The 21,318-nt window shown below is 65.2% G+C and carries 16 protein-coding genes; 8 read left to right on the top strand and 8 right to left on the bottom strand.

Annotated elements, in window-relative coordinates; all coding sequences use genetic code 11:
- Window positions 1–106 precede the first annotated feature (106 nt).
- From AC0L20_RS20525 to AC0L20_RS20510, 4 genes are all read left to right on the top strand, one after another.
- On the top strand, window positions 107–6,559 hold the full coding sequence (locus AC0L20_RS20525) for an amino acid adenylation domain-containing protein (protein WP_473291465.1): 6,453 nt from the start codon (window positions 107–109) through the stop codon (window positions 6,557–6,559).
- A 141-nt stretch (window positions 6,560–6,700) separates the two neighbouring features.
- A complete protein-coding gene (locus tag AC0L20_RS20520; RefSeq protein ID WP_162847227.1) occupies window positions 6,701–6,871 on the top strand; it encodes a hypothetical protein in 171 nt (56 codons plus the stop codon).
- Between the two features lie 245 nt (window positions 6,872–7,116).
- Window positions 7,117–7,848, top strand: a complete 732-nt coding sequence (locus AC0L20_RS20515) for a 4'-phosphopantetheinyl transferase family protein (RefSeq protein ID WP_473291461.1) — start codon at window positions 7,117–7,119, stop codon at window positions 7,846–7,848.
- A complete protein-coding gene (locus tag AC0L20_RS20510) occupies window positions 7,845–8,825 on the top strand; it encodes an LLM class flavin-dependent oxidoreductase (protein WP_473291459.1) in 981 nt (326 codons plus the stop codon). The genes AC0L20_RS20515 and AC0L20_RS20510 overlap by 4 nt, the downstream gene beginning before the upstream one ends.
- A 170-nt stretch (window positions 8,826–8,995) precedes the next feature.
- Here the strand turns inward: AC0L20_RS20510 and AC0L20_RS20505 are convergent, their stop codons facing one another.
- From AC0L20_RS20505 to AC0L20_RS20495, 3 genes are all read right to left on the bottom strand, one after another.
- Window positions 8,996–10,021, bottom strand: a complete 1,026-nt coding sequence (locus AC0L20_RS20505; protein ID WP_473291456.1) for a histone deacetylase family protein — start codon at window positions 10,019–10,021, stop codon at window positions 8,996–8,998.
- 123 nt (window positions 10,022–10,144) lie between these two features.
- On the bottom strand, window positions 10,145–11,086 hold the full coding sequence (locus AC0L20_RS20500; protein WP_473291453.1) for an SMP-30/gluconolactonase/LRE family protein: 942 nt from the start codon (window positions 11,084–11,086) through the stop codon (window positions 10,145–10,147).
- Complete coding sequence (locus tag AC0L20_RS20495) at window positions 11,043–13,115, bottom strand: PQQ-dependent sugar dehydrogenase (RefSeq protein WP_473291451.1); 2,073 nt, start codon at window positions 13,113–13,115, stop codon at window positions 11,043–11,045. Before AC0L20_RS20495 ends, AC0L20_RS20500 begins: the two co-directional genes overlap by 44 nt.
- A 206-nt stretch (window positions 13,116–13,321) precedes the next feature.
- Here AC0L20_RS20495 and AC0L20_RS20490 point away from each other — a divergent pair, with 206 nt between their 5' ends.
- From AC0L20_RS20490 to AC0L20_RS20480, 3 genes are all read left to right on the top strand, one after another.
- Window positions 13,322–13,555: a DUF6894 family protein gene (locus AC0L20_RS20490; RefSeq protein ID WP_007606355.1), complete on the top strand. Its 234-nt coding sequence runs from the start codon at window positions 13,322–13,324 to the stop codon at window positions 13,553–13,555.
- 9 nt (window positions 13,556–13,564) lie between these two features.
- Window positions 13,565–13,741 carry a hypothetical protein gene (locus AC0L20_RS20485; RefSeq protein ID WP_197031156.1) on the top strand — a complete coding sequence of 59 codons (177 nt, stop codon included), beginning with the start codon at window positions 13,565–13,567 and terminating at the stop codon, window positions 13,739–13,741.
- Between the two features lie 264 nt (window positions 13,742–14,005).
- Window positions 14,006–15,595 (top strand): gamma-glutamyltransferase family protein, encoded by a 1,590-nt coding sequence (locus AC0L20_RS20480; protein ID WP_473291444.1) that lies wholly within the window; start codon window positions 14,006–14,008, stop codon window positions 15,593–15,595.
- Window positions 15,596–15,597: 2 nt separating this feature from the next.
- Here AC0L20_RS20480 and AC0L20_RS20475 read toward each other — a convergent pair whose 3' ends face one another.
- The 4 genes from AC0L20_RS20475 to AC0L20_RS20460 are packed head-to-tail and all read right to left on the bottom strand — an operon-like array spanning window position 15,598 to window position 19,067.
- Complete coding sequence (locus AC0L20_RS20475; protein WP_473291442.1) at window positions 15,598–16,884, bottom strand: NAD(P)/FAD-dependent oxidoreductase; 1,287 nt, start codon at window positions 16,882–16,884, stop codon at window positions 15,598–15,600.
- A gap of 11 nt (window positions 16,885–16,895) precedes the next feature.
- On the bottom strand, window positions 16,896–17,627 hold the full coding sequence (locus AC0L20_RS20470; protein ID WP_473291440.1) for an amino acid ABC transporter ATP-binding protein: 732 nt from the start codon (window positions 17,625–17,627) through the stop codon (window positions 16,896–16,898).
- Complete coding sequence (locus AC0L20_RS20465; protein WP_007600584.1) at window positions 17,624–18,277, bottom strand: amino acid ABC transporter permease; 654 nt, start codon at window positions 18,275–18,277, stop codon at window positions 17,624–17,626. Before AC0L20_RS20465 ends, AC0L20_RS20470 begins: the two co-directional genes overlap by 4 nt.
- A 31-nt stretch (window positions 18,278–18,308) precedes the next feature.
- Window positions 18,309–19,067 carry an ABC transporter substrate-binding protein gene (locus tag AC0L20_RS20460; protein WP_247282586.1) on the bottom strand — a complete coding sequence of 253 codons (759 nt, stop codon included), beginning with the start codon at window positions 19,065–19,067 and terminating at the stop codon, window positions 18,309–18,311.
- Window positions 19,068–19,247: 180 nt separating this feature from the next.
- On the opposite strand from AC0L20_RS20460, the gene AC0L20_RS20455 reads away from it, so the two are divergent.
- Window positions 19,248–19,922 (top strand): helix-turn-helix domain-containing protein, encoded by a 675-nt coding sequence (locus tag AC0L20_RS20455; protein WP_473291437.1) that lies wholly within the window; start codon window positions 19,248–19,250, stop codon window positions 19,920–19,922.
- Window positions 19,923–20,028: 106 nt separating this feature from the next.
- Here the strand turns inward: AC0L20_RS20455 and AC0L20_RS20450 are convergent, their stop codons facing one another.
- Window positions 20,029–21,294, bottom strand: a complete 1,266-nt coding sequence (locus AC0L20_RS20450) for a D-amino acid dehydrogenase (RefSeq protein ID WP_473291435.1) — start codon at window positions 21,292–21,294, stop codon at window positions 20,029–20,031.
- Window positions 21,295–21,318: the final 24 nt, after the last annotated feature.

Here is a 21,318-nt window from a genome sequence, read left to right as displayed (position 1 = left end):
TCAAGACCCCGCAACCACAGATTTTGGGGCCAAAACTTCACCTCAGACTGGACGCGTTCCCTAACTTCTTGGAAGAATAGCCCAATCGGATCAAAAGGGAACGGAATTGTCGGACGTCACACGCCCAACGCCGCGGGAATTGGCCAGCACGACGGCCGAAACGAAGATATTCGCGGATATCGGCGGCCTTCTCGATTTCTATGCCCGCAAGACGCCGGCGGCCCCCGCCCTCCTCGCCCCCGGGCGGCCGGTCCTCAACTACGGCGGGATTGGCGCGCGGACGCAGGATCTCGTCCGCACGCTGCGCGGGCTTGGCATTACCCCTGCCGACCGTATTGCGGTTGCACTGCCGCGCGGTGCCGACAGCGCACTGGCGCTGATCGCGGTCGCCTCGAGCTGCGCTTGCGTCCCGGTCAATCCCGATCTGACGGCGGACGAGCTGCAACGCTATTTCAGCGAATTGAAGCTGAGCGCGCTCGTCACCCGGGCCGACACGAACTCGGCGGCCCGCGATGTCGCCAAGGTGCTCGATATTGCCGAGATCGATTTCGTGCCGGGGTCGCAACACGATCTCGGAGGCTGCACGTTCGTCGGGCCGGCGGTTGGACCGGCGAGCAGCAGCGGCGCCTCGCGTGGCGACGACGACGCGTTCATCCTGCTGACCTCGGGCACGGCGGCGCGACCGAAGATGGTGCCGCTCACGCATCGCAATGTGTGCCTCTCCGCCTACAATGCCGGCCGCGTGCTGTCGCTCGCGTCCCACGATCGTCTGCTCAACGTCCTGCCGCTGTTTCACGCCCATGGTTTGATTTCCGGCCTGCTGACGGCGCTGGTCGCGGGCTCCAGCGTGATCTGTACGGAAAGTTTCGACGCAGCCTCCTTCTTCGGCTGGATGCGGCAGCTGCAACCGACCTGGTACACGGCAGTGCCGACCATCCATCGCGCGCTGCTGACCGCGGCGGAAGCCAACCCGGATCTTGCCCGATCGTCCTCGCTGCGGGTGATCCGCTCCGCCTCGGCCTCGCTTGCGCCTGCGATCCTCGATGGGTTGGAGGCGACGTTCGGCGTTCCCGTGCTCGAAACCTACGGCATGACGGAGGCGGCCTCGCAGATCGCGGCCAATCCGTTCGAGCTGCGCAAGGTCGGATCGGTCGGCCGCGCCGCGGGCCCCGAGATCGCCATCATGGACGAGACGGGCCGCACGCTCGCCAGCGGCGAGCACGGCGAGATCATGCTGCGCGGACCCAATATGAGCCGCGGCTACTATAATGACGAGGCGGCGACGCAGGCTGCCTTCCGCAACGGCTGGTTCCGGACCGGCGATCTCGGTTATCTCGACGCCGACGGCTATCTCTTCATCGTCGGCCGTATCAAGGACGTCATCAACCGTGGCGGACAGAAGATCTCGCCGCTGGAGGTGGAAGAGGTTCTGCTCAGCCATCCGGCGGTGCTGGAGGCCGGCGTGTTTGCCGTCCCGCACCCGAAGCTCGGCGAGAACGTCGCCGCAATCGTGGTGCTGCGGCCGAATTCCGAGGCGACCTCGGACCAGTTGCGCCAGTTCGCCCGGAAACGGCTCGCGGCCTACAAGGTGCCGAGCCTGATCCGCAGCGTGGCGACGCTGCCGAAAGGCGCCAGCGGCAAGGTCAAGCGCAATGCGCTGGCCGAGCTGATCGCAACAATGGGCGGCGGCGAGGAGGAGGCGCGTCTGCCGCGCAACGCGCTGGAGACCGAGCTTGCCGGGATCTGGGCCAATTTGCTGGAGCTGCCGCAGGTCGGGAGCGATCAGGACGTCTTCGCACTCGGCGCGGACTCGCTCGCGGTGACGCAGATGCGCTCGCGCCTGCGCGAACGCTTCAACGTCGATTTCTCGTTCGAGGACGTTTTCGATTGCGCCACGGCCGCCGCGCTTGCAGTCCGGATCGAGACCGCAACTCATCGCGAAGCGATGCTGCCGGCCTGGCGCAAGGCCATGAAAGCAGACGCGCCGCTGTCGTTCCAGCAGCAGCGGATGTACGTGCTCTCGCGACTGGACCCCACGCGCTACAATTATAACGTCGTCGAAGTCGCGCTCCTCAAGGGTGGGCTCGACGTCGCCGCACTTTCTACTGGCCTCGCCGCGATGTCGGCGCGCCATGAGGCGTTGCGGTCGGTCATCGTCGAACGTGAGGGCGAGCCGGTGCAGCTTGTGCTGCAATCGCCGCCGCAGTTCGAGCGGATCAAGCTCAAGGCCTGCCCCGCGGACAAGCGGGCCGCTGTTGTCAAGCGCGAAGCGCTTCGGCTCGCGCAACATCCGTTCGACCTCGCGCACGAGGCGCCGCTGAAGGTCACGTTGCTCTCGTTCGACAAGAGCAGCCACGCGCTCGTGGTCAACGTCCATCATCTCGTCACCGACGGCTGGTCGCAGCGGCTGTTCTGGGAAGAACTCGCCGCCCATTATTCGGCAGCGCGCAAGAATGACGTGGCGGCACTGCCTTCGCCAGCCTTCCAGTATCGCGACTTTGCGCTCTGGCAGCAGAGCTGGGCGCAGACGCCGGCCGCCAAGGAGCAGCTCGATTACTGGCGGACGCAGCTCGACGGCGTCACCACACTGCCGCTGCGGACCGACCGACCAAGGCCGGAGGTCTGGAGCGGCCACGGTGCCCGTCATTATCTCGAATTCTCCAAAACCCTGTCGGCCGACCTGCGTGCGCTGAGCCAGAACCAGGGCGTCACGCCCTTCATGACCCTGCTCGCAGCGTTCCAGTGCCTGCTGTTCCGTCACACCGGACACGAGGATGTCGCGACGGGCTCGCTGATCGCCAACCGCAACCAGATCGAGAGCGAGCGCCTGATCGGATTGTTCGCCAACACCCTGATCCTGCGCAATGATTTTGGCGGCGATCCGAGCTTCGGCGACATGTTGCGCCGGGTCCGGCAGGTCACGCTCGATGCCTATCGCAACCAGGACCTCCCGATCGAAGAGGTCCTTCGCGCGCTTCAGATCGCGCGAAGGAGCGACGGCAATCCGCTGTTCCGGATCATGTTCATCCTCCAGAATGCCTCGATCGAGGCGGCATCTTTCTCCGGTCTGTCGACGCGGCGGATCGAGATCGATCCAAAAGTGGCGCGATTCGACATCACGCTCGAGCTGGTCGAGGCTGATGGCCGTTTCACCGGCTTCTTCGAATACGCCACCGATCTGTTCGACGCGGCGACGATCGAGGGCATGGCCGCTCAGTTCAAAACCCTGCTCAAATCTGTCATCGCCGATCCCGAGCAACGCATCTCTCACTTGGCACTTCTGACCGAGACCGAACGCCGGCAACTGCTGGCGCAGGGCCGGGGCGTGCCGGCCAATTTCGCCACGCGCGGCAATCCGAGCGAACGTTTCGACCGCCAGGTCAAGAAGACGCCGAACGCGATCGCGGTGTCGGACGGCCGCACATCCTTGAGCTACCGCGAGCTGGCGCGCCGCAGCCAGGCGGCCGCGCGCTGGCTGGCCCGCGAAGGCGTCGGCGCCGAGGCCGTGGTCGCCTTGCTTGCGGAGCGCGGACCCGACCTGCTCGCGGCGATGATCGCCGTGCAACGCGTAGGCGCTGCCTTCCTCAATCTCGATCCCGACCAGCCGCCGGCACGGCTCGCAACCATCCTCGGATCGAGCGGCGCCCGCATGCTGCTGACCGGACTGGCGCAGTCGTCCATGGCGGAGGCGCTGCTCGAACCGCTGGTCGAGCGCATCCCAATGGCCGGGCTCGAGGATGCGATCGCGCCAGCGTCGAGCAAGCCGGCCCGTGCAACGCGGCGCGCGGCGTCGAGCCTTGCCTATCTCATCTACACCTCCGGGTCCTCCGGCGCGCCGAAGGGCGTCATGATCGAGCAGCGCGGGCTGTCGAACCATCTGGCCTCGCTCATCTCCGAGCTGAACCTCTCGTCCCGGGACGTGATCGCGCAGACCGCGCCGCAGAGTTTTGTGATCTCCGTGTGGCAGTTCCTCGCGGGGCCCATGGTCGGCGCGCGCGTCCATGTCTGCGGCACCGCGATCGTGCAGGACCCGATTTTGCTCGCGCGCGAGATCGAGCGCGAGGGCATCACGGTGCTGGAGATCGTCCCATCGCTGCTGCGCGTGATCCTCGATCGCATGGAGGAGGCACAGGTCCGACGCGCCTTTGCGAGGCTGCGCCTTCTGATCTCGACGGGCGAGCCCCTGCCCGTCGATCTCTGCAACGCCTGGTTCGCGCGCTGCCCGAAAGTGCCGCTGATCAACGCCTACGGTGCGTCGGAATGTTCCGACGACGTCTCGCTGCATCGCCTGACCAGGGCGCCGGCGACCATGACAAACAACGTCCCGGTCGGCGCGCCGCTGCCGAACATGCAGCTCTACGTGCTCGACGCGAGCTTGCAGCCGCAGCCGGTCGGCGTGACCGGCGAGCTCTGCATCGGCGGCGCCGGTGTCGGCCGCGGCTATGTCAACGATCCCGCGCAGAACCGGCAGCGCTTCCTGCCCGATCCGTTCTCGCGCAAAGCAAGCAGCCGGCTGTACCGGACCGGCGACCTCGCCCGTCGCCGCGCCGACGGCACGATCGAATGCCTCGGTCGCGCCGACCATCAGGTCAAGGTCCGCGGCTACCGTATCGAGCTCAAGGAGATCGAGAACGCGCTTGCCGACCATCCGGATGTGCGCGCCGGCATCGTCGAGCCGCGTCGCGAAGCAAGCGGCGATGTCAGGCTGATTGCCCACATCGTCGCGAGATCCGGCAGCCGGAGCAGCGCCAGCGAGCTGCGCGACTTCCTGAAGAGCCGGCTGCCGGGCCATGCCATCCCGTCCGCGTTCCTGTTCCTGGACCAGGTGCCGCTCAATGCCCATGGCAAAATCGACCGGAGCGCGCTGCTGGCGCCGGCGCAGCAGGAAACCTCAGGACCGGATGCGGCGGTGCCGGCGCGGCGCCTCACCGAAAAGGTGCTGTCCGACATCTGGATCGACCTGCTGAAGGTCGAGAGCCTCGGCGTCACCGACAATTTCTTCGACCTCGGCGGCCACTCGCTGCTGGCGGGCCAGGTGATGGCGCGCGTCGCTCGGGCGCTCGGCGTGTCGCTGCCGATCAAGACCATCTTCGAGGCACCGACGATCGACGAGCTTGCCCAGCGGGTCGACGAGGCCGTGGCGGCAAAGCCGCGCAAGCCGGCCGCAAGTTTGGCAAGGCTGGTTGGAGCGAGCCTGGCCGAAGGCAGCCCTCCCACGCTCTCGATCGCGCAGGACCAGATGCTGCGGATCGAGCAGAATCTTTCGGGGTTGCCGCTGTTCAACCTGCCTTTCGCCTTCCGTCTCCAGGGGTCGCTCAATCTGGCCGCCCTGGCGCAGGCGATCGACGACATCGTGCGCCGGCACGAATCGCTGCGGACCCATTTCGGCTGGAGCGGCGGGGAGCCCGTCAGCCACGTCGCCGCGCCCGGCGCCCTCGGCCGTGTCCTGACCGTCGAGACGATCGGCGACGGTCAGCCCCACAACAACAAGCGGCGCAAGGCGCTGGAGCTCCGCAAGATCAATCTCCTGATCGAACAGGAGACCTATGTCCCGATCGACACCAGGCGCGCGCCGCTGCTGCGCACCCGGCTGTTGCGGCTCCACGATGACGATCACGTGTTGCTGCTGACGCTGCACCACGTCGTCGTCGACGGCTGGTCGATCGGCTTGCTGTTCGAGGAATTGTCCAACCGCTATGCGGCGCTGGCTGGCTATCCGTCGGTGCCGCTGCCGAAACAGCCGCCGGCCTTTTCGGACGTCGCACGCTGGCAGCGCTGGTGGTGCGGCACCGATGCCGCCCGCCGTCAGGCGGCTGAATGGACGGAGAATTTGCGCGGGGCGGGTCCCCTCTTCGAGGGCGAATCAAGCCCAGGCCCGTCCCGAGGGCACCATCCGGTCAGTCTCGAGCGCGAGCTGATCGGCCAGCTCGCGGCCTTCGCCGGCCAGCACAATTGTACGCTGTTCATGTGTCTGCTAACCGGCCTGAAAGCCCTGCTGCTGGCGCGGACCGGCCGCGACGACATCTCGATCGCCACCGCCATGGCCAATCGCGCCCAGCCTGACACCGACCGGATCGTCGGTGCGTTCGAGAACACGGTGATCGTTCGCACCAAAATCACGCCGGAGCTGTCGTTCGCGCAGGCCGTGGCCCGGGTCCGCCAGAGCGTGCTTGACGCGCATGCGCGCCAGGAGCTGCCGTTCAACATCCTGGCCGACCATCTGGAGCAGGAGGGGGTCAATCCAGCCGCGCTGCTCCAGGTCTATTTCACCCTGCAAAATCCGCTGCGCCAGCCGCTCGATCTGCCTGATCTCACGACAGGATCGATCGGCAACATTGCCCGCGAAGGCCAGCCGGTGCTGCCGATCGACCAGACCTGGCTGTCGCTGATGCTCAAGGAGCGGCCGACGGGAATCACCGGTTCATGCAATTACAAGAGCGAGCTGCTCGACGGCGCTACGGTCGGCCAGTGGATGGAGGATCTCATCGCGCTGCTCGGGGCCGCCCTCGCCCAACCCAACGCACCGCTCGGCCGATTGCTCAATCGCAAGGCGGCATGACCGGCCGCAGAGCACGGGCGAATACGGAGTCACCCGTCAAAGCTGTGAATGACCAAGTTGCATCTTGATTATTTGGCGCCATCGCGCAAGATTATTCTCGCGTTTTGATTTGGACGATTATTTTCAACCGGGGAGTTCGTTATGGGTTTCATCAAATTTACCAAGGGCACCTCGTTGAGCGACAAGGACCGCAAGGCCCTGCAGAAGTTGCTCGGCGCCGAAAAGAAGAAGCTGCAGTCCGCGCTGAAGGACGTCGACGCCAGCATTTCGATGCTGGGCGGCTCCAAGAAGTCCAAGAAGAAGAAGACGTAAGACTCGTCGGCCGGGACGCCGCGCGAATCTTCAGGCTTCAGGTTTCGGGCTTCTGTTTTCAGATTTGGCCGCTCGCGTGTCGAGTTGGGGTCTCGCACAAGCTTGCGCCCGTAAACCGGCCAGCAATCGACAAGGATTCGCCGGAGTGGACCGCTAGAAGCGGTCCGCTCAGTTGATTCTTGCTCAGTTGATTCTTCCGTCATGGCAGGGGATTTGGCCCCGGCCTGACGCCATGGGCCCAATTGATGGCAGACGACAGAATTGAACTGTTTGTCGGACTGATCGAGACTTTTGACGCGCCGGATGCGGTTGATACGTGCCGGCGCCTGCTCTCGGTCGACGAACGGGCACGAGCCGACCGCTTCAGGTTCGAGCGGCACCAGCGGCAATATATTTTCGCGCACGCGATGTTGCGCCTCGCGCTCTCGCACGTCGCACCTGATGTCGCCCCCACCGACTGGTCATTTGCCGCCGGGCGTTACGGGCGGCCGTTTGTCGCATCACCCAAGACCTCGAGCACGCTGCATTTCAGCCTGTCGCACGCCGACGGCTGCGTCGCCTGCGTCGTATCGGGGCATGAGACCGTCGGCGTCGACGTCGAGACCGTGTCGAGTCGGGTGGCGCCGCTATCGACCGCGCTTCGGTTCTTCGCGCCGGAAGAGGTCGAAACGCTGCGCGGACTGCCGGAGCCCGCCGCGACCGAGCGCTTCTTCGACTACTGGACGCTGAAAGAGGCCTATCTGAAGGCCAGGGGTTTCGGCCTCAATTTGCCGCTCGATGCCTTCGCGATGCAGGTATCGCGCGAGGCCATCGAGATCAGCTTCACGCCCGATATCGCCGACGATCCGGAAGGCTGGCGATTCCAGCTGATCTCGCCGTCGCCCTCGCATCGTCTCGCGATCGCCGACGGCTCCCGCGCCACCGGCGGCCTTCCCATCACCCGCAATGCGTGGCCGCTGCAGGAGGCGGCTGAATGACACTGCCGCGGCTGCGCGTCTTTCCCGCGATTTCGCGCAACCGCGACCCCAAGAAATATGTCGGCGAGCTGATGCGGGTGGCGCAGTTCGCCGAGCGCAACGGCTTCGAGGGCATCCTGCTGTTCGAAGGCAACGACGTGTTCGTCGAGCCTTGGGCGATGGCCCAGCATATCATTGGCGAGACGACCCGATCCTCGCCGCTGATCGCCGTCAATCCGGTCTACATGCACCCGTTCACGGCGGCAAAATTCGTCTCGTCCTTTGCGCAGCTCCACGGCCGCAAGGTCTATCTCAACATGATCACGGGGACGGCGGTCAGCGATTTGCAGGGGCTCGGCGACGAGCAATCGCATGCCGACCGCTACGTCCGGCTCGGTGAATTCGTTGCGCTGATGCGCCAATTGCTGGCAAGCCCGCGGCCGGCGACTTTCGAGGGCCGGTTCTACCGCGCCAGCAACCTGCAACTGCGGCCGCGCCTGCCGCCGGAGCTGATGCCGGAATTTCTGGTCGCAGGCCAGTCCGAGCCGGCACAGCGCGTCGCAAAGGAGACCGGCTGCATCAAGATGCAGATGCTGCCGCCCGATCTCGACCGCGGCCTCGATGCGCCGGGCGTGAATTTCGGAATTTTCGCCCGCGAGGGACGCGACGAGGCACGGGAAGCGGCAAAGGCGCGTTTCCGCGATAATGCCGACGATCGCGAGCTGCTCGTGCTCACGGTGGAGAACAGCGATTCCGTGTGGAAACGGCGCCTCTACGAGGGCCAGAGTGGCGAGCTCGCGGACAATGGCTATTGGCTGCTGCCGTTCCTGACCTTCCAGGCCGACTGCCCCTACCTCGTCGGCAGCTACGCGGAGATCGGCGCGAAGCTGAAGGAGTTTGCCGCAAACGGGCTGACCACGATCATGCTCGACATGGTCGCAGACGAGACCGAGATGCAGCACGTCTGCAAGGCGCTCGCGGCAAGCGGGATGTTTTGAGATCGAATTATCAAGGAAGTGCCTCTTCTCCCTCTCCCCGTTCTTACGGGGAGAGGGTCGGGGTGAGGGGCTCTCTCTGCGGGCGAGATATGCCTGAGACCTGTACCCCCTCACCCGGAATTTGCTCGCGCAAATTCCGACCTCTCCCCGCAAGCGGGGAGAGGTAAACTTCACCGCGCCTCTTCGAATCCGGCCAGCACCGAGGTCAGGTTCGCGCCGAGGATATCCGAGAGATAGCCGCCCTCCTGCACGAACACGGTCGGCAGGCCCATCTTCGCGATGGCCTGGCCGATGCGGCGGAAGCCGGGCGTGGTGACGGCGAGACCCTTCAGCGGATCGTGCTCGGAGGCGTCGAGGCCGAGCGCGATGACGAGGGCGCCGGGCGCAAAGGATTCGATCGCCTTGCGCGCGACCTCCATCGCCTGGATGTAGCCGTCATCGCCGGTGCCGATCGCCAGGGGAATGTTGAGGTTGGCGCCGAGGCCGGGACCTTCGCCACGCTCATGCGCATAGCCCCACACGTAAGGATAATACGCGACCGGATCGGCATGGATCGAGACCGTGTAGACATCCGGCTGCGCGTAAAAGATGCCCTGCGTGCCGTTGCCGTGGTGGACGTCGACGTCGAGGATCACGACACGCTCGTGCCTCTGCCGCAGATGCGCCGCCGCGATCGCGCTGTTGTTGAGGAAGCAGAAGCCGCCGGCCATGTCGCGATAGGCGTGATGGCCGGGCGGCCGGCAGAGCGCATAAGTCGCATCCTCGCCGTCCATCACCATCTGTGCCGCGGTGACCGCGACGTCGGTCGCGGCGCAGGCCGCGGCCCAGGTGCCCGGGCCGATCGGCGCCGCGGTGTCGGCGGTGTGCCAGCCGAGCTTGCCGGTGATATGGGTGGGATAAGTCGCGGCATGACGCACCGGATGGATGTTGCCGATCATCTCCGGACCGGAATCGCCGAGCGCGGTCCAGGCCTCCCAGGCCTCGCTCAGGAACGATAGATATTCCGGACTGTGGATGCGCGCACGCGGCCCCTGCCCGAATGTGGTTGGCTCGACCAGTTGATGCTTGCCGTCTTTCAATCCCTTGAGCAGGCGGTCGGCGCGCTCGGGCTGCTCGGTGGTGCGCTTGACCACGCCGCGAACCAGGAAGAATTGCGGATCGTGGCTGCGATGCAGCTCGGTATGGACGGCTTTCACTCGAACACTCCGTGGTCGCTTTGAGGGTGCCACAGATGTCTAAATCCCCGCGGCGGCGAGATGCAAGCAAGAAGAATGCCGCCCCTGTCGCACCGCCCGCCGCAAGCAGATCGCTCGTGAAGCTCAGCAGCGCCCACGCTGAAGGCAGTGCTCGCGGCCCTGCTGGTCGGTGCGGAAAGACTCGACGAAGCCGCCCTGACGCTGGGTGACGAAGATCGTCTTGCCGTCGTGGCCGCCGAAGGCAAGATTGGTCGGCTCCTTGGCTCTCAGCGCGATCTCCCGCTCGACCGCGCCATTGGCCTTCATCAACGTGATCGTGCCCTTGAGGATGCGCGCGACATAGAGGCGGCCAGCCATGTCGGTGCGCAAGCCATCGACAGTGTCGGGCTGAAACGCCTTGACGAGTTTTGGATTGGTGAGCTCGTTGCCGCCGACCGTGTAGGACCAGATCTGGCCGCTGCTGGATTCCCCGACATAGAGCGTCTTGTCATCAGGGCTGAGGTCGATGCCGTTGGTCGTGCCCATCGCGCGCGGCGCCGACATGAGCTGTCCCTGCACCGTTCCGTCGGCTCCCTTCGCGATGCGCCAGATGTGGCCTTCGCGACCTTTCCAGTTCGGATCGCTCGCGTAGATCGTGCCGTCGCGGGCGATGGTGATGTCGTTGGGCTGGTTCATCTCGTCGGAGTGAAACCAGATGGCGGGCTCGGTCGATCCCTTCGGGATCGCGAAGATGTTGTGCTTCTTGTAGTCGGCGATGAACATGGTGCCGTCGCGCGCGAAGCGGATGGCATTGCCGACGCTGCCCTCGGGCAGTGCCGTGAACGGCTCGGACACCGCGCCGCCGACAGGCAGCTTGCCGATGGTGCCGGGCTTGCCGAAATTGACGACGAAGAGATTGCCGTCGAGATCGGCGGCCGGCCCTTCGATGCCGAACGTGTATTCGCCTGATGGCGTCACCTGCACGCTTTCGAACAGTTTCGTTTCCGCTCGTGCCGGTGCCGTCGCAAGGACGAGAACAACGCTACTGCACAGGCACCAGAAATTCCTGCCGGATGTAATAGCCATCGCCGTCGCTGCACTCGCCATTCAGATAGGGATCGGCCGGCCGGAAGAAGCGGCTGAAGCCGGGTTTGTCTACAGCGTTCCTTTGTGTCACGACGACGACCTTGGCAGCCGGTATTTCGCCGCATTCGTTGTTGGTTTTCCCAAAGAACTTGCGCTGCGGCGGGCCGGACTTGATCCGCATCCGGATGCCTGGAACCATTTTTGACACCAGCAGATCCGCCGTGTCGAGCAGGCGCGTGTAACCAGGCTCGGCCTTCGGCAGGCCTTCGCCACCCGGCGGCATCAGCTTCTCCGCGCCTAACCCACGAAGCCGCGTGCGCAACTTGCTGGAGTCGGGATCACCAGGATAGATCCAGCCATCCTGCGACAGCATGAAGCGAAGCACGGTCGCGTCCTTCTGTGCGTCCGATTGGCCAGGCCTCAGGCCGAAATCCGAGTGACAGCCGACGCAATGCTTTTCGACGAGGCCCTTGCGCAAATTGGTGAGCCGGACGCTGTTCTGCGCGTCCCTGGCCACGAAAACCGCCAGTTGATCGATCAGCGCCTGGCTCCGCATGTCGCAGGGCAAGGGCGGCGGCGCATCGCCCGCGGCGCGGTCGATCCGGATCACGGTCTGGTTCTTGTCCTCGACCAACCAGATGGCGCCGTCCTCCGCGACCGTCATGCCGACGGGCGCACCTTGCGGCCGTGCGCCGTTGACGCGGTGCCAGCCTGCGATCAGCTCCTCGAACGGCGCGGCGGCGACGTCGCCGGCCTCGGTCTGGAAGCTGTGGGTCGGATCGGCCGCGCAGCTGACATGATAGCGCACCGGCGCCGGGGCGGGCTTCGGGAAGCCGTGCTCGTCGACGTCATAGACGATGACGCGGCTGCCGGTCGGGCGATAGCCATGCAGGCCGACCAGCAGCTTGCCCTCGAGCTCCGGAAATTTCGCGCCGTGATAATAGAGCATCGCGAGCGGCGCGCCGTGCGGCGGCAGCAGCGAGAACGGCGCCTTGTAGAGAACGTTGGCGGTGCACAGCGATTTGTAGACCCCCGACTGCAACACGATCCTGAATTCGGGACTCGGCGTCGACACATCGTAGCAATAAGGCCAGCCGTAATGCCTGCCCTGCTCGATCGCGTTGATCTCCTCGTTCGGCTTGAAAATGTCAGGCAGGTCGCGGCCGTTCTCGCCTTGCAGGAAGGCATAGCCCGCATCGGGAAAGCTCGGATGCAGCGCCAGCGCCATCGAGTTGCGCAGGCCGCGCGCATAGACGCCGTGCGGCGGGTCGGGTTCGCCAGGCTTCAACGCCGAGAAGATACCGCCCGGGGGCGGCGTGAACAGCCAGATCGATGCCATCGCGGAAGCGCCCTCGGCCGCCGCGCAAGGTTTCGTGATCGGCGCCGGCGTGATGCAGTCGTCGCTGTGCGAGCCGATGTTGATGAACAGCCGGCCGTTCTTATCAAAGACAAACTGCTTGAGTGGATGCGCGCTCTCGTCGAGCTTTGTGCCATCGGGCAATGTGACCCGGCGGCCGGGCATGTGACGGACGATGGTCTCGACCGTGTCGCGCGGATTGTCGGCGAGCGGATCGAAGCGGAAGATCGTCTCCGCGCTCGAGGCATAGAGCCTCTTGTCCGGGCCGATCACGAGACCGAACGGATATTCGATTGCAGTCAGCAGCTCCTTGAACCGCTGTCCCTGGGGCGCGCGCGGGTCGAGCAACAGCAGCCGGCCATCGGTATGGCCCCAGCCCGCCATGTCAGAGACCACGAACAGGTCACGACCGGGCACCTGGACGATCGAGCGCGGGAATTTCAGCCGATCCTCCTCGCTGGCGACGAGGCCCGCGCAAAATCCCGCCTTCATGTCGATCTGGAGTTTTGGAAAAGCCAGATCGGCACTGCCGCAGGTCTCCGTGCCGATGGCATAGCCGCTCTTGCGGACCGGTTCTGATGAGCCTACCGAGGTCAGGGTCAGGAGGACCACCAAGGCGATCGCGCATGCGCGCAGGCTTCGGCTTTCACGCCACAATGTGAGGTGGTTCACGGCGCCTCCCGGACTTTCCGTCCAGGGTTGTTCCATGCCGTGGGAATGCCGTCCAGTTGATCAACACCCCCTTGTGATCAAACCAGCAGGGGGCTTGGCGCCGACCAATCTCCGTAGATTCCCTTACCGGGCTCGACCCGAATGTTTCGCGAAGGCTTGGAATGGTATCGGTTTGCCGTCCCAATCGCTCCCAATAGGAGACGCATATGGTCCAGGTCTATTTTCACTGCTCCAACTTGGACGGCACGCTGATCGATCGCAGCGGCACAGCCGTGACCAACCTGACCGAGGCGCGCGACCGTGCCGCCCAGATCATGAACGCGATGATCCTGACGCCCGGCGCTGAGGATTGGCGCGACTGGGTGATCCATGTCAGCGGCTCCGACGGCGAGGAGATCTTCGATCTCCCCTTCACTGCCATGCTCGGCAAGCCGCACTGAGGTGATGCCATGTTGCTCGCGTCACTGACCCTGCTCCGCCAGCCCCTGAACTTCGTCGCCAGCAAATGGCAGACGCTGATGCGGGTCGCGGGCAATCCCTACCGCCCCGAGCTTCACTACATGCGCGGGCCTGGCCCGAAATGGCACGCCAAGTATCAGGCCAGCCGGCTGGATCGCGCGCGCTGAGCCCTGCGGCTCCTGCTTCCCACTGATCGGTGTCTCAATGCGTCATGCCCGGGATAGCCGTCCGAAGGACGGCGTCGCTTCCGCTCGCCTATGTCCCGGGCATTCTCGTCTTTCCGAGCACCACCCCTGCCTGTTTCACACCAGCCATGCCGCGCCGCCCTTTCGATGTTCTCGGTGGGGGCGATGTGCCATTCTTCGCGCGTTCCGCCGAATGCGGAGCTCAGCGCAACGAAGCCAAACCGAAGACAGCACACAGACATCATCATGCCGCACCAGTTCAGCCACGCCCAAACCGTCCGCAAGCCCGCCGTCACATCCAAAGGCGGCATCGTCGCCGCGCAATCGCGACGGGCGGCCGAAGTGGGGGCGCAAGTGCTGGCGGCGGGCGGCGACTGCGTGGACGCGATCGTCGCCACCACCTTCGCGCTCAACGTGCTGGAGCCCTGGAACAGCGGCATGGGCGGCGGCGGCGCGATGGTGCTCTACCGTGCCGCGGAAAATCGCTATGAGGTGATCGACTACGGCATGTGCGCGCCGCAAAGCCTGCGCACCGCAGACTATCCGCTCAGCGGCGAAGGCGCGGCTTCCGATCTGTTTCCCTGGCAGCGGGTCAAGAACGACCGCAACATCCACGGCCCCGGCTCCATCGCCGTGCCCGGGGTCGTCGCCGGCATGGAGGAGGCGCATCGCCGCCACGCCAGGCTGCCGTGGAAAGATCTCGTCGCGCCGGCCGTCGCCCTCGCCGGTGAAGGCCTGCTGGTCGACTGGTGGACCACGCTGACGATCGCGGCATCGGCGGCCGATCTTCGGCGCTACCCGGGAAGCGCGGCCACGTTCCTGAAGGATGGCCTCCCTCCGAGCGCGCCATGGGGTATCAAGTCCGAGACGCGGCTGCCGCTGGACGCGCTGAAGGCGACACTGTCGCATCTTGCGGCCGCCGGTCCGCGCGATTTCTACCACGGCGATCTCGCCAGAAGCATCGCATCCGACATCAAGGCCGACGGCGGCGCGCTGTCGGTGGAGGACCTCGCCGCGTTCCGCGCCCATCCGCGCGAGCCGCTGGCGATCCCCTATCGCGGCGGCAAGGTGTTTGCGACGCCGGAGCTGACGGCCGGACCGACCATGGCGCATGCGCTGCGCCTGTTGCAGCAGAACCTGAAGCCGGGAAGCGCGCCCGATGCGGCCGCCTATGCCGAATATGCCGCCGCGCTGCAATCAGCCTATCGCGAGCGGCTCAAGGATATGGGGGATGCCGACGGCAAGCGCTCGCTCGGCGCGGACTATCTGGCGCCCGCCTGTACCACGCACTTCTCGGTAGTCGATCGCCACGGCAACATCGCGGCGGTGACGCAGACGCTGCTGTCATCCTTCGGCTCGAAATACGTCACGCCGCACACCGGCATCGCCATGAACAACGGCATCATGTGGTTCGACCCGATGCCGGGCACCACCAATTCGCTCGCCCCCGGCAAGCGCTGTCTCACCAACTACACGCCTGTCATCGCCGAAGCCAAGGACGGCAGACGGCTCGCGGTCGGCGCCTCCGGCGGTCGCCGCATCCTGCCCTCGGTGATGCAGATCGTGTCGTTTGCGATGGATTTCGGCATGGATCTCGATGCCGCGATCCACCAGCCGCGCATCGACGCCAGCGAAGGCGCGATCGTGATCGGCGATACCAGGCTGCCGGCGGACACACGCGAGACGCTCGCGGCGCGATTCGACTATGAAGAGGCGCGGGTGCAGTCCTTGCCGCAGAAGTTCGCCTGCCCGAGCGTCGTGATGCGCGACGGCGACACCAATTCCGGCGCGGTCGAGATCTTCCAGCCCTGGGCCGATGCGGTGGTGGAGGGCTGAGCTTAGATCCCGAGCCGGTCGCGCACGCGACCAGCGATCACTGCCGTCGTCACGCCGACCGGCCAGAAGGCATGCATCGGGATCGGCTTGATGCCGGTGACGGGCATGTCGAGCTCGGCCTTGGCGCCGCCGATCAGACGCCGCGCCAGCTGCGCGCCCATGGCGGTCGAGAGCGCGACGCCGCGGCCGTTGCAGCCGAGCGAGATCAGGATGTTGTCCGCGGGCTCGTGCACATGCGGGTAATGATCCGCGGTAATGGCAAGCCGGCTGTTCCAGCCATGGGTCCAGGCGACGCCCTCGAGTTGCGGCCATAGCCGCTCGGCGTATCGCATGAGATAAGCGACGTCGCGCGGCGAATTGATCCAGCGCATCGGGCCGCGGCCGCCCATCAAGAGGCGGTTCTGCTGATCGATGCGGTAATAGACGGTGATGTGGCCGCTCTCGTAAAGGACGGGACGCGTCGGCATGATCGAACGGGCCACGTCGTCAGAGAGCGGGGCCGTGGCCGCGATCGAGGAAAACACCGGCACGATGGTGCGGCGAAGCGCCGGCCAGAGATCGTCGGTAAAACCGTTGGTCGCGAGCAAGACCTTGTCGGCATGCACCACTGCGCGCGGCGTCTCGATGCGCCAGCGGCTGCCCTCGCGACGGAGTGATAGTGCGGGTGTCTCGCCGTGCACCTTCGCGCCTGCGGAGATCGCGGCGCGCGCAAGGCCGCGGGCGTAGCTGAGGGGATGCAGGTCGCCGCCGCGGGTATCCAGCATGGCGCCGATGTAGCGATCGGTGCCGGTCATCTCGCGCAATTGCTCGCGATTGAGGTACGACACCGGCATGCCACGGGCGATGCATTGTTGTGCGGTTGTCTCGATCGCGGCGGCGCTGGCCTCGTTATAGGCCGCACGCAGCGTGCCGTTCTGCCGCGCTTCGCATGGGATCTGGTAGCGGCGGATCAAATCGTGGGTGAAATCCGTCGTGCCGTAGGAGAACGCGACCATGCGGCGGCCGAGCTCGGCGCCGAAATCGACCTCGATCTGATCGGGATCGTGCTTCAGTCCCGGATTGGTGTGACCGCCATTGTTGCCGGATGCGCCCCAGCCCGGCTCCTGCGCCTCCAGCACCAGTGCCTCGACACCCTGCTCCGCCAGATGCAACGCGGTGGACAGGCCGGTGTAGCCGCCGCCGATGATGGCGACCGAGACCGTCTTGTCGATGTCGAGCGGCGGCGTGGCCACCGGCGGGACGGCAGTGTCGGCATAGAGAGACGGCGGCAGAGGCAGGCGCGTGGTCATGGCGAGACCGATCAGAGCGGATGCAGCACGCGGCGCAGAAAATCCTGCGTCCGCGCATGCTGCGGTTGGTTGAGCACCGATTTCGCCGGTCCCTGCTCGACGATGACGCCGCCGTCGATGAACAGCACGCGGTCGGCGACGTCGCGGGCAAAGCCCATCTCGTGGGTGACGACGACCATGGTCATGCCGTCGTCGGCGAGCTTGCGCATCACGCCGAGAACGTCGCCGACCAATTCAGGATCGAGCGCCGAGGTCGGTTCGTCGAACAGGATGGCCTTGGGCTGCATCGCCAGCGCCCGCGCGATCGCGACGCGTTGCTGCTGGCCGCCGGAGAGCTGCGGCGGATGTTCGTTGGCTTTCTCGGCAAGGCCCACCTGGGCGAGCAGCGCGCGGCCACGCTCGAATGCCTGCGCAGGCGGCTCCTTCTTCACATAGAGCGGACCTTCAACCACGTTCTCCAGCACCGTCCGGTGCGGAAACAGGTTGAAGCGCTGGAACACCATCGAGACCTGGGTGCGGATCTTCACGATCGACGGCGCGTCGCGATCGACCTTCAATCCCTCGACGCTGATCTCGCCGCGGTCGTAGCTTTCGAGACCGTTGATACAGCGCAAGATGGTGGACTTGCCGGAGCCGGAGGGGCCGACGATGCAGACCACCTCGCCCTTCTGGACGGACGCCGTGATGCCCTTGAGCACCTCGTTCTCGCCAAAGCTCTTGTGGACGTCGGTCAACTCGATCATTTCTTGCCGGCCCGCTTCTCGAAGTGACGGACCAGCAGGATCAGCGGAATGCTCATGGTGAGATACATCAACGCGACCATCGTAAACACGTTGGTGTTCTTGAAGGTCGAGGACGCGATCAGCTTGCCCTGAAGGGCGAGCTCGGCGACCGTGATGGTCGAGGCCTGCGAGGAATCCTTCAGCATCATGATCATGACGTTGCCATAGGGCGGCAGCACGATGCGCACCGCCTGCGGCAGCACGACGCGACGCATGGTCAGCCACCAGCCCATGCCGATCGATTGCGCCGCCTCGATCTGCCCCTTGTCGATCGCCTCGATGCCGGCGCGGAAGTTTTCCGCTTGATAGGCCGAGTAGGCGATGCCGAGCCCGAGAATCGCGGCCTGCAACGCGCTGAGCGTGACGCCGAGATCGGGCATCACGAAGTAGAGGTAGAACAACAGCACGATGATCGGAATGCCGCGGATCACGTTGATCAGGCTGGCGCTGAGCAGCGACAGGACGCGGATGCCGGAGACCCGCATCATCGCCCAGACGAGGCCAAGCACCGTCGAGAGCAGCAGCGAGCCGATGGTGACAACGATCGTCAGCACGACGCCGCTCATCAGGATCGGGAAGAATTCGGCCGCGTCGTGCCAGAAACCTTTCATCGATCAGCTTTCATCGATTGGCCGCTGGCGATCAACCCTGTGCCTTCAGGCCCCATTTATCGAGGATCTTGTCGATGGTTCCGTTGGCCTTCAGCTTGGCGAGCGAAGCGTTGATCTTGCCGAGCAGCGCGGCTTCGCCCTTGCGCACGCCGATGCCGACCGAGCCGACGGTGACGGGCTTGTAGCCGTCGACCAGGCGCACCTCGGGGAAGCCGCCCTGCTTCAGATTATAGGCGAGGATCGGATAGTCGGCGTAACCGGCCTTGAGGCGGCCGGTGTTCACGTCGCGCAGGATGTCGGGGATGGTGTCGTAGGCCTTGACGTCGGCGAACAGGCCGGACTTCTTCAGCGCGTCGACGAAGGCGGTGCCGACCTGGGCGCCGACCGTCTCACCCTTCAGATCGTCCTGGGTGGCGTAGGCCTTGGTGTCGCTCTTGGGAACCACGAGGCCTTCGCCATAGGTGTAGATCGGGTCGGAGAAGTCGACGACCTCCTTGCGCGGCGCCGTGATGAACATCGCGGCCGCGATGATGTCGATCTTGCTCGATGTCAGCGACGGGATCAGCGCCGAGAACTGCATCGGCTCGATCTGCACGTTGAAGCCGGCATCCTTGCCCACTTCAGTGACGAGATCGACCATGATGCCCTGGATGCTATTGGTCTTGGTGTCGAGGAAGGTGAAGGGAATGCCTGTCGGCGTCGAGCCGACTTTCAGCACTTGCTGCGCCGAAGCCGGCGCTGCTGCGGCAATCGCGAGTGCCGCGACCGCGGCCAGACCAAAACGCTTCATTGCATCCCCCTTGGGCCCGGCCGCTGGCGGCGCTCGCAGATCTCGTCATCGCAGACGTTGCGGGCCAAGCCGTTTCGGCCTATTTTCACCAGTATGAAAATTTGGTCACACTTCCGCGGCGGATGCAAGCGGTTTTCATGCACATGAAGGAAGCGGTTTGACGTGAGCGGTGGCAAAAGAATGCGCAGACCGGCCGCCGCAAAGCCGGTGAAAAAGGTGCAAACAAAGGTGAAGGTGAAAGCCGACGCCAAGGCCAAGGCTATCGCCAAAGCCGCCGAGCCGGCGATGGACGTCGCGGTCGGGCGCCGTATCCGCGATCTCAGGCGCACCAGGCAATTCTCGCTCGAGACGGTCGCCGCTCGCACGGATCTGTCGATCGGCTTCCTCAGCCAGATCGAGCGCGGCCTGTCGTCGCCGTCGCTGCGCGTGCTGGCCACGCTCGCCGACGTGCTCGGCGTCGGCATCGCCGCGCTGTTCGGCGCCAGCCCCAACGCCGATGGAGCTTCCGACCAGGTGGTGACGCGCGGGCTGCAGCGGCCCGAGCTGAAGCTCTGGCGCACCGGCGTGTCCAAGCAATTGCTGAGTCCGAGCAGTGCCGACAACCGGCTCAATTTGTTCCTGGTGCATCTGGAGCCCGGCGGCTCTACCGGCGACGAGCTCTACACCCATGACGGCGAGGAGGCCGGCCTCGTGCTCGAAGGCGAGATGATGCTGACGGTGGACAGCGAGACGTGGTCGCTGAAGACCGGTGACAGTTTTCGGTTTGCAAGCCGTCGGCCGCACCGGTTTTCAAATCCGGCCGAGGATGCCAAGGCGGTGGTGCTGTGGGTGAATTGCGTGACGGGGTCGGGGTAGCGCAGCCGTCATTGCGAGCGAAGCGAAGCAATCCAGGGTCTTTCCGAGGAGGCAGCCTGGATTGCTTCGTCGCGAGAGCTCCTCGCAATGACGGGAGGATAGAGTCTTAGCCGAACCGATACTTATACCGGTCCACCGTCAGCGCACTGACATCAATGTCCGGCTTCTTGCCCGACAGCATGTCGGCGAGTACGCGGCCGGAGCCGCACGACATGGTCCAGCCGAGCGTGCCGTGGCCGGTGTTGAGGTGAAGGTTGGCGTATTGCGTCGGGCCGATCACGGGCGGACCGTCCGGCGTCATTGGGCGCAGACCGCTCCAGAACGTCGCCTTGGCGAGATCGCCGCCGCGCGGGAACAGATCGGTCAGCGAGTGATCGAGCGTGGCGCGGCGCGCATCATAAAGCTGGCTCGAGAATCCGGAGATTTCGGCGGTGCCGCCGACGCGAATGCGATTGCCGAGGCGCGTAATGGCGACTTTATAGCTCTCGTCCATCACGGTCGATTCCGGCGCGCCGGAAGCGTCCTTGATCGGCACCGTGATCGAATAGCCCTTCACAGGATAGACCGGCAGCGAGATGCCGAGGGGTGCGACGAGGCGCGACGAATAGCTTCCGAGCGCCAGGACGTAGGCGTCCGCCTGCAACATTCCGGCGCTGGTCGCGACGCCGCTGACGCGCCCGCCGTCGGTGACGATGCGGTCGATACCGGTGTTGAACATGAAGCGCACGCCGAGCGCTTCGGCATGCTTGGCCAGCGCCTGCGTGAACATGTGACAGTCGCCGGTCTCGTCCTGCGGCAAGCGTAGTCCGCCCGCGAACTTCTCCTTCACGCCTGCCAGCGCCGGCTCGGCCGCGATGCAGCCCTCACGGCTCAGCACCTCAAATGGCACGCCGTACTCCTTGAGCACGGCGATGTCCTCACCGGTGCCGTCGAGCTGCGATTGATAACGGAACAGCTGCAGCGTGCCCTGCGAGCGCTCGTCATACTGGATGCCGATGTCACGGCGCAGATCGCGCAGGCAATCGCGGCTATATTCCGCGATCGGGATCATCCGGCTCTTGTTGATGGCGTAGCGTTCGCTGGTGCAATTGCGCAGCATCTTGAGCAGCCAGACCCACATCACGGGGTCGAGCTTCGGCCGGATCACCAGCGGGCCGTGCTTCATCAGCAGCCATTTGACCGCCTTCACCGGTACGCCGGGACCAGCCCAGGGCGAGGAATAGCCGGGCGACACCTCGCCGGCATTGGCAAAGGAGGTCTCGAGCGCCGGTTCCGGCTGACGGTCGACAACCGTCACCTCATGGCCGGCACGCGCGAGGTAGTAGGCAGAGGTGACACCGATGACACCGCTGCCGAGGATCAGAACTTTCACGCTTGGTCAAACTCCCGCGGCATC

The sequence above is a fragment of the Bradyrhizobium sp. Kon58 genome (assembly GCF_055807455.1).
The sequence above is the reverse complement of the archived record's forward strand: the minus strand, read 5'-3'. Positions and strand labels throughout refer to the sequence as shown.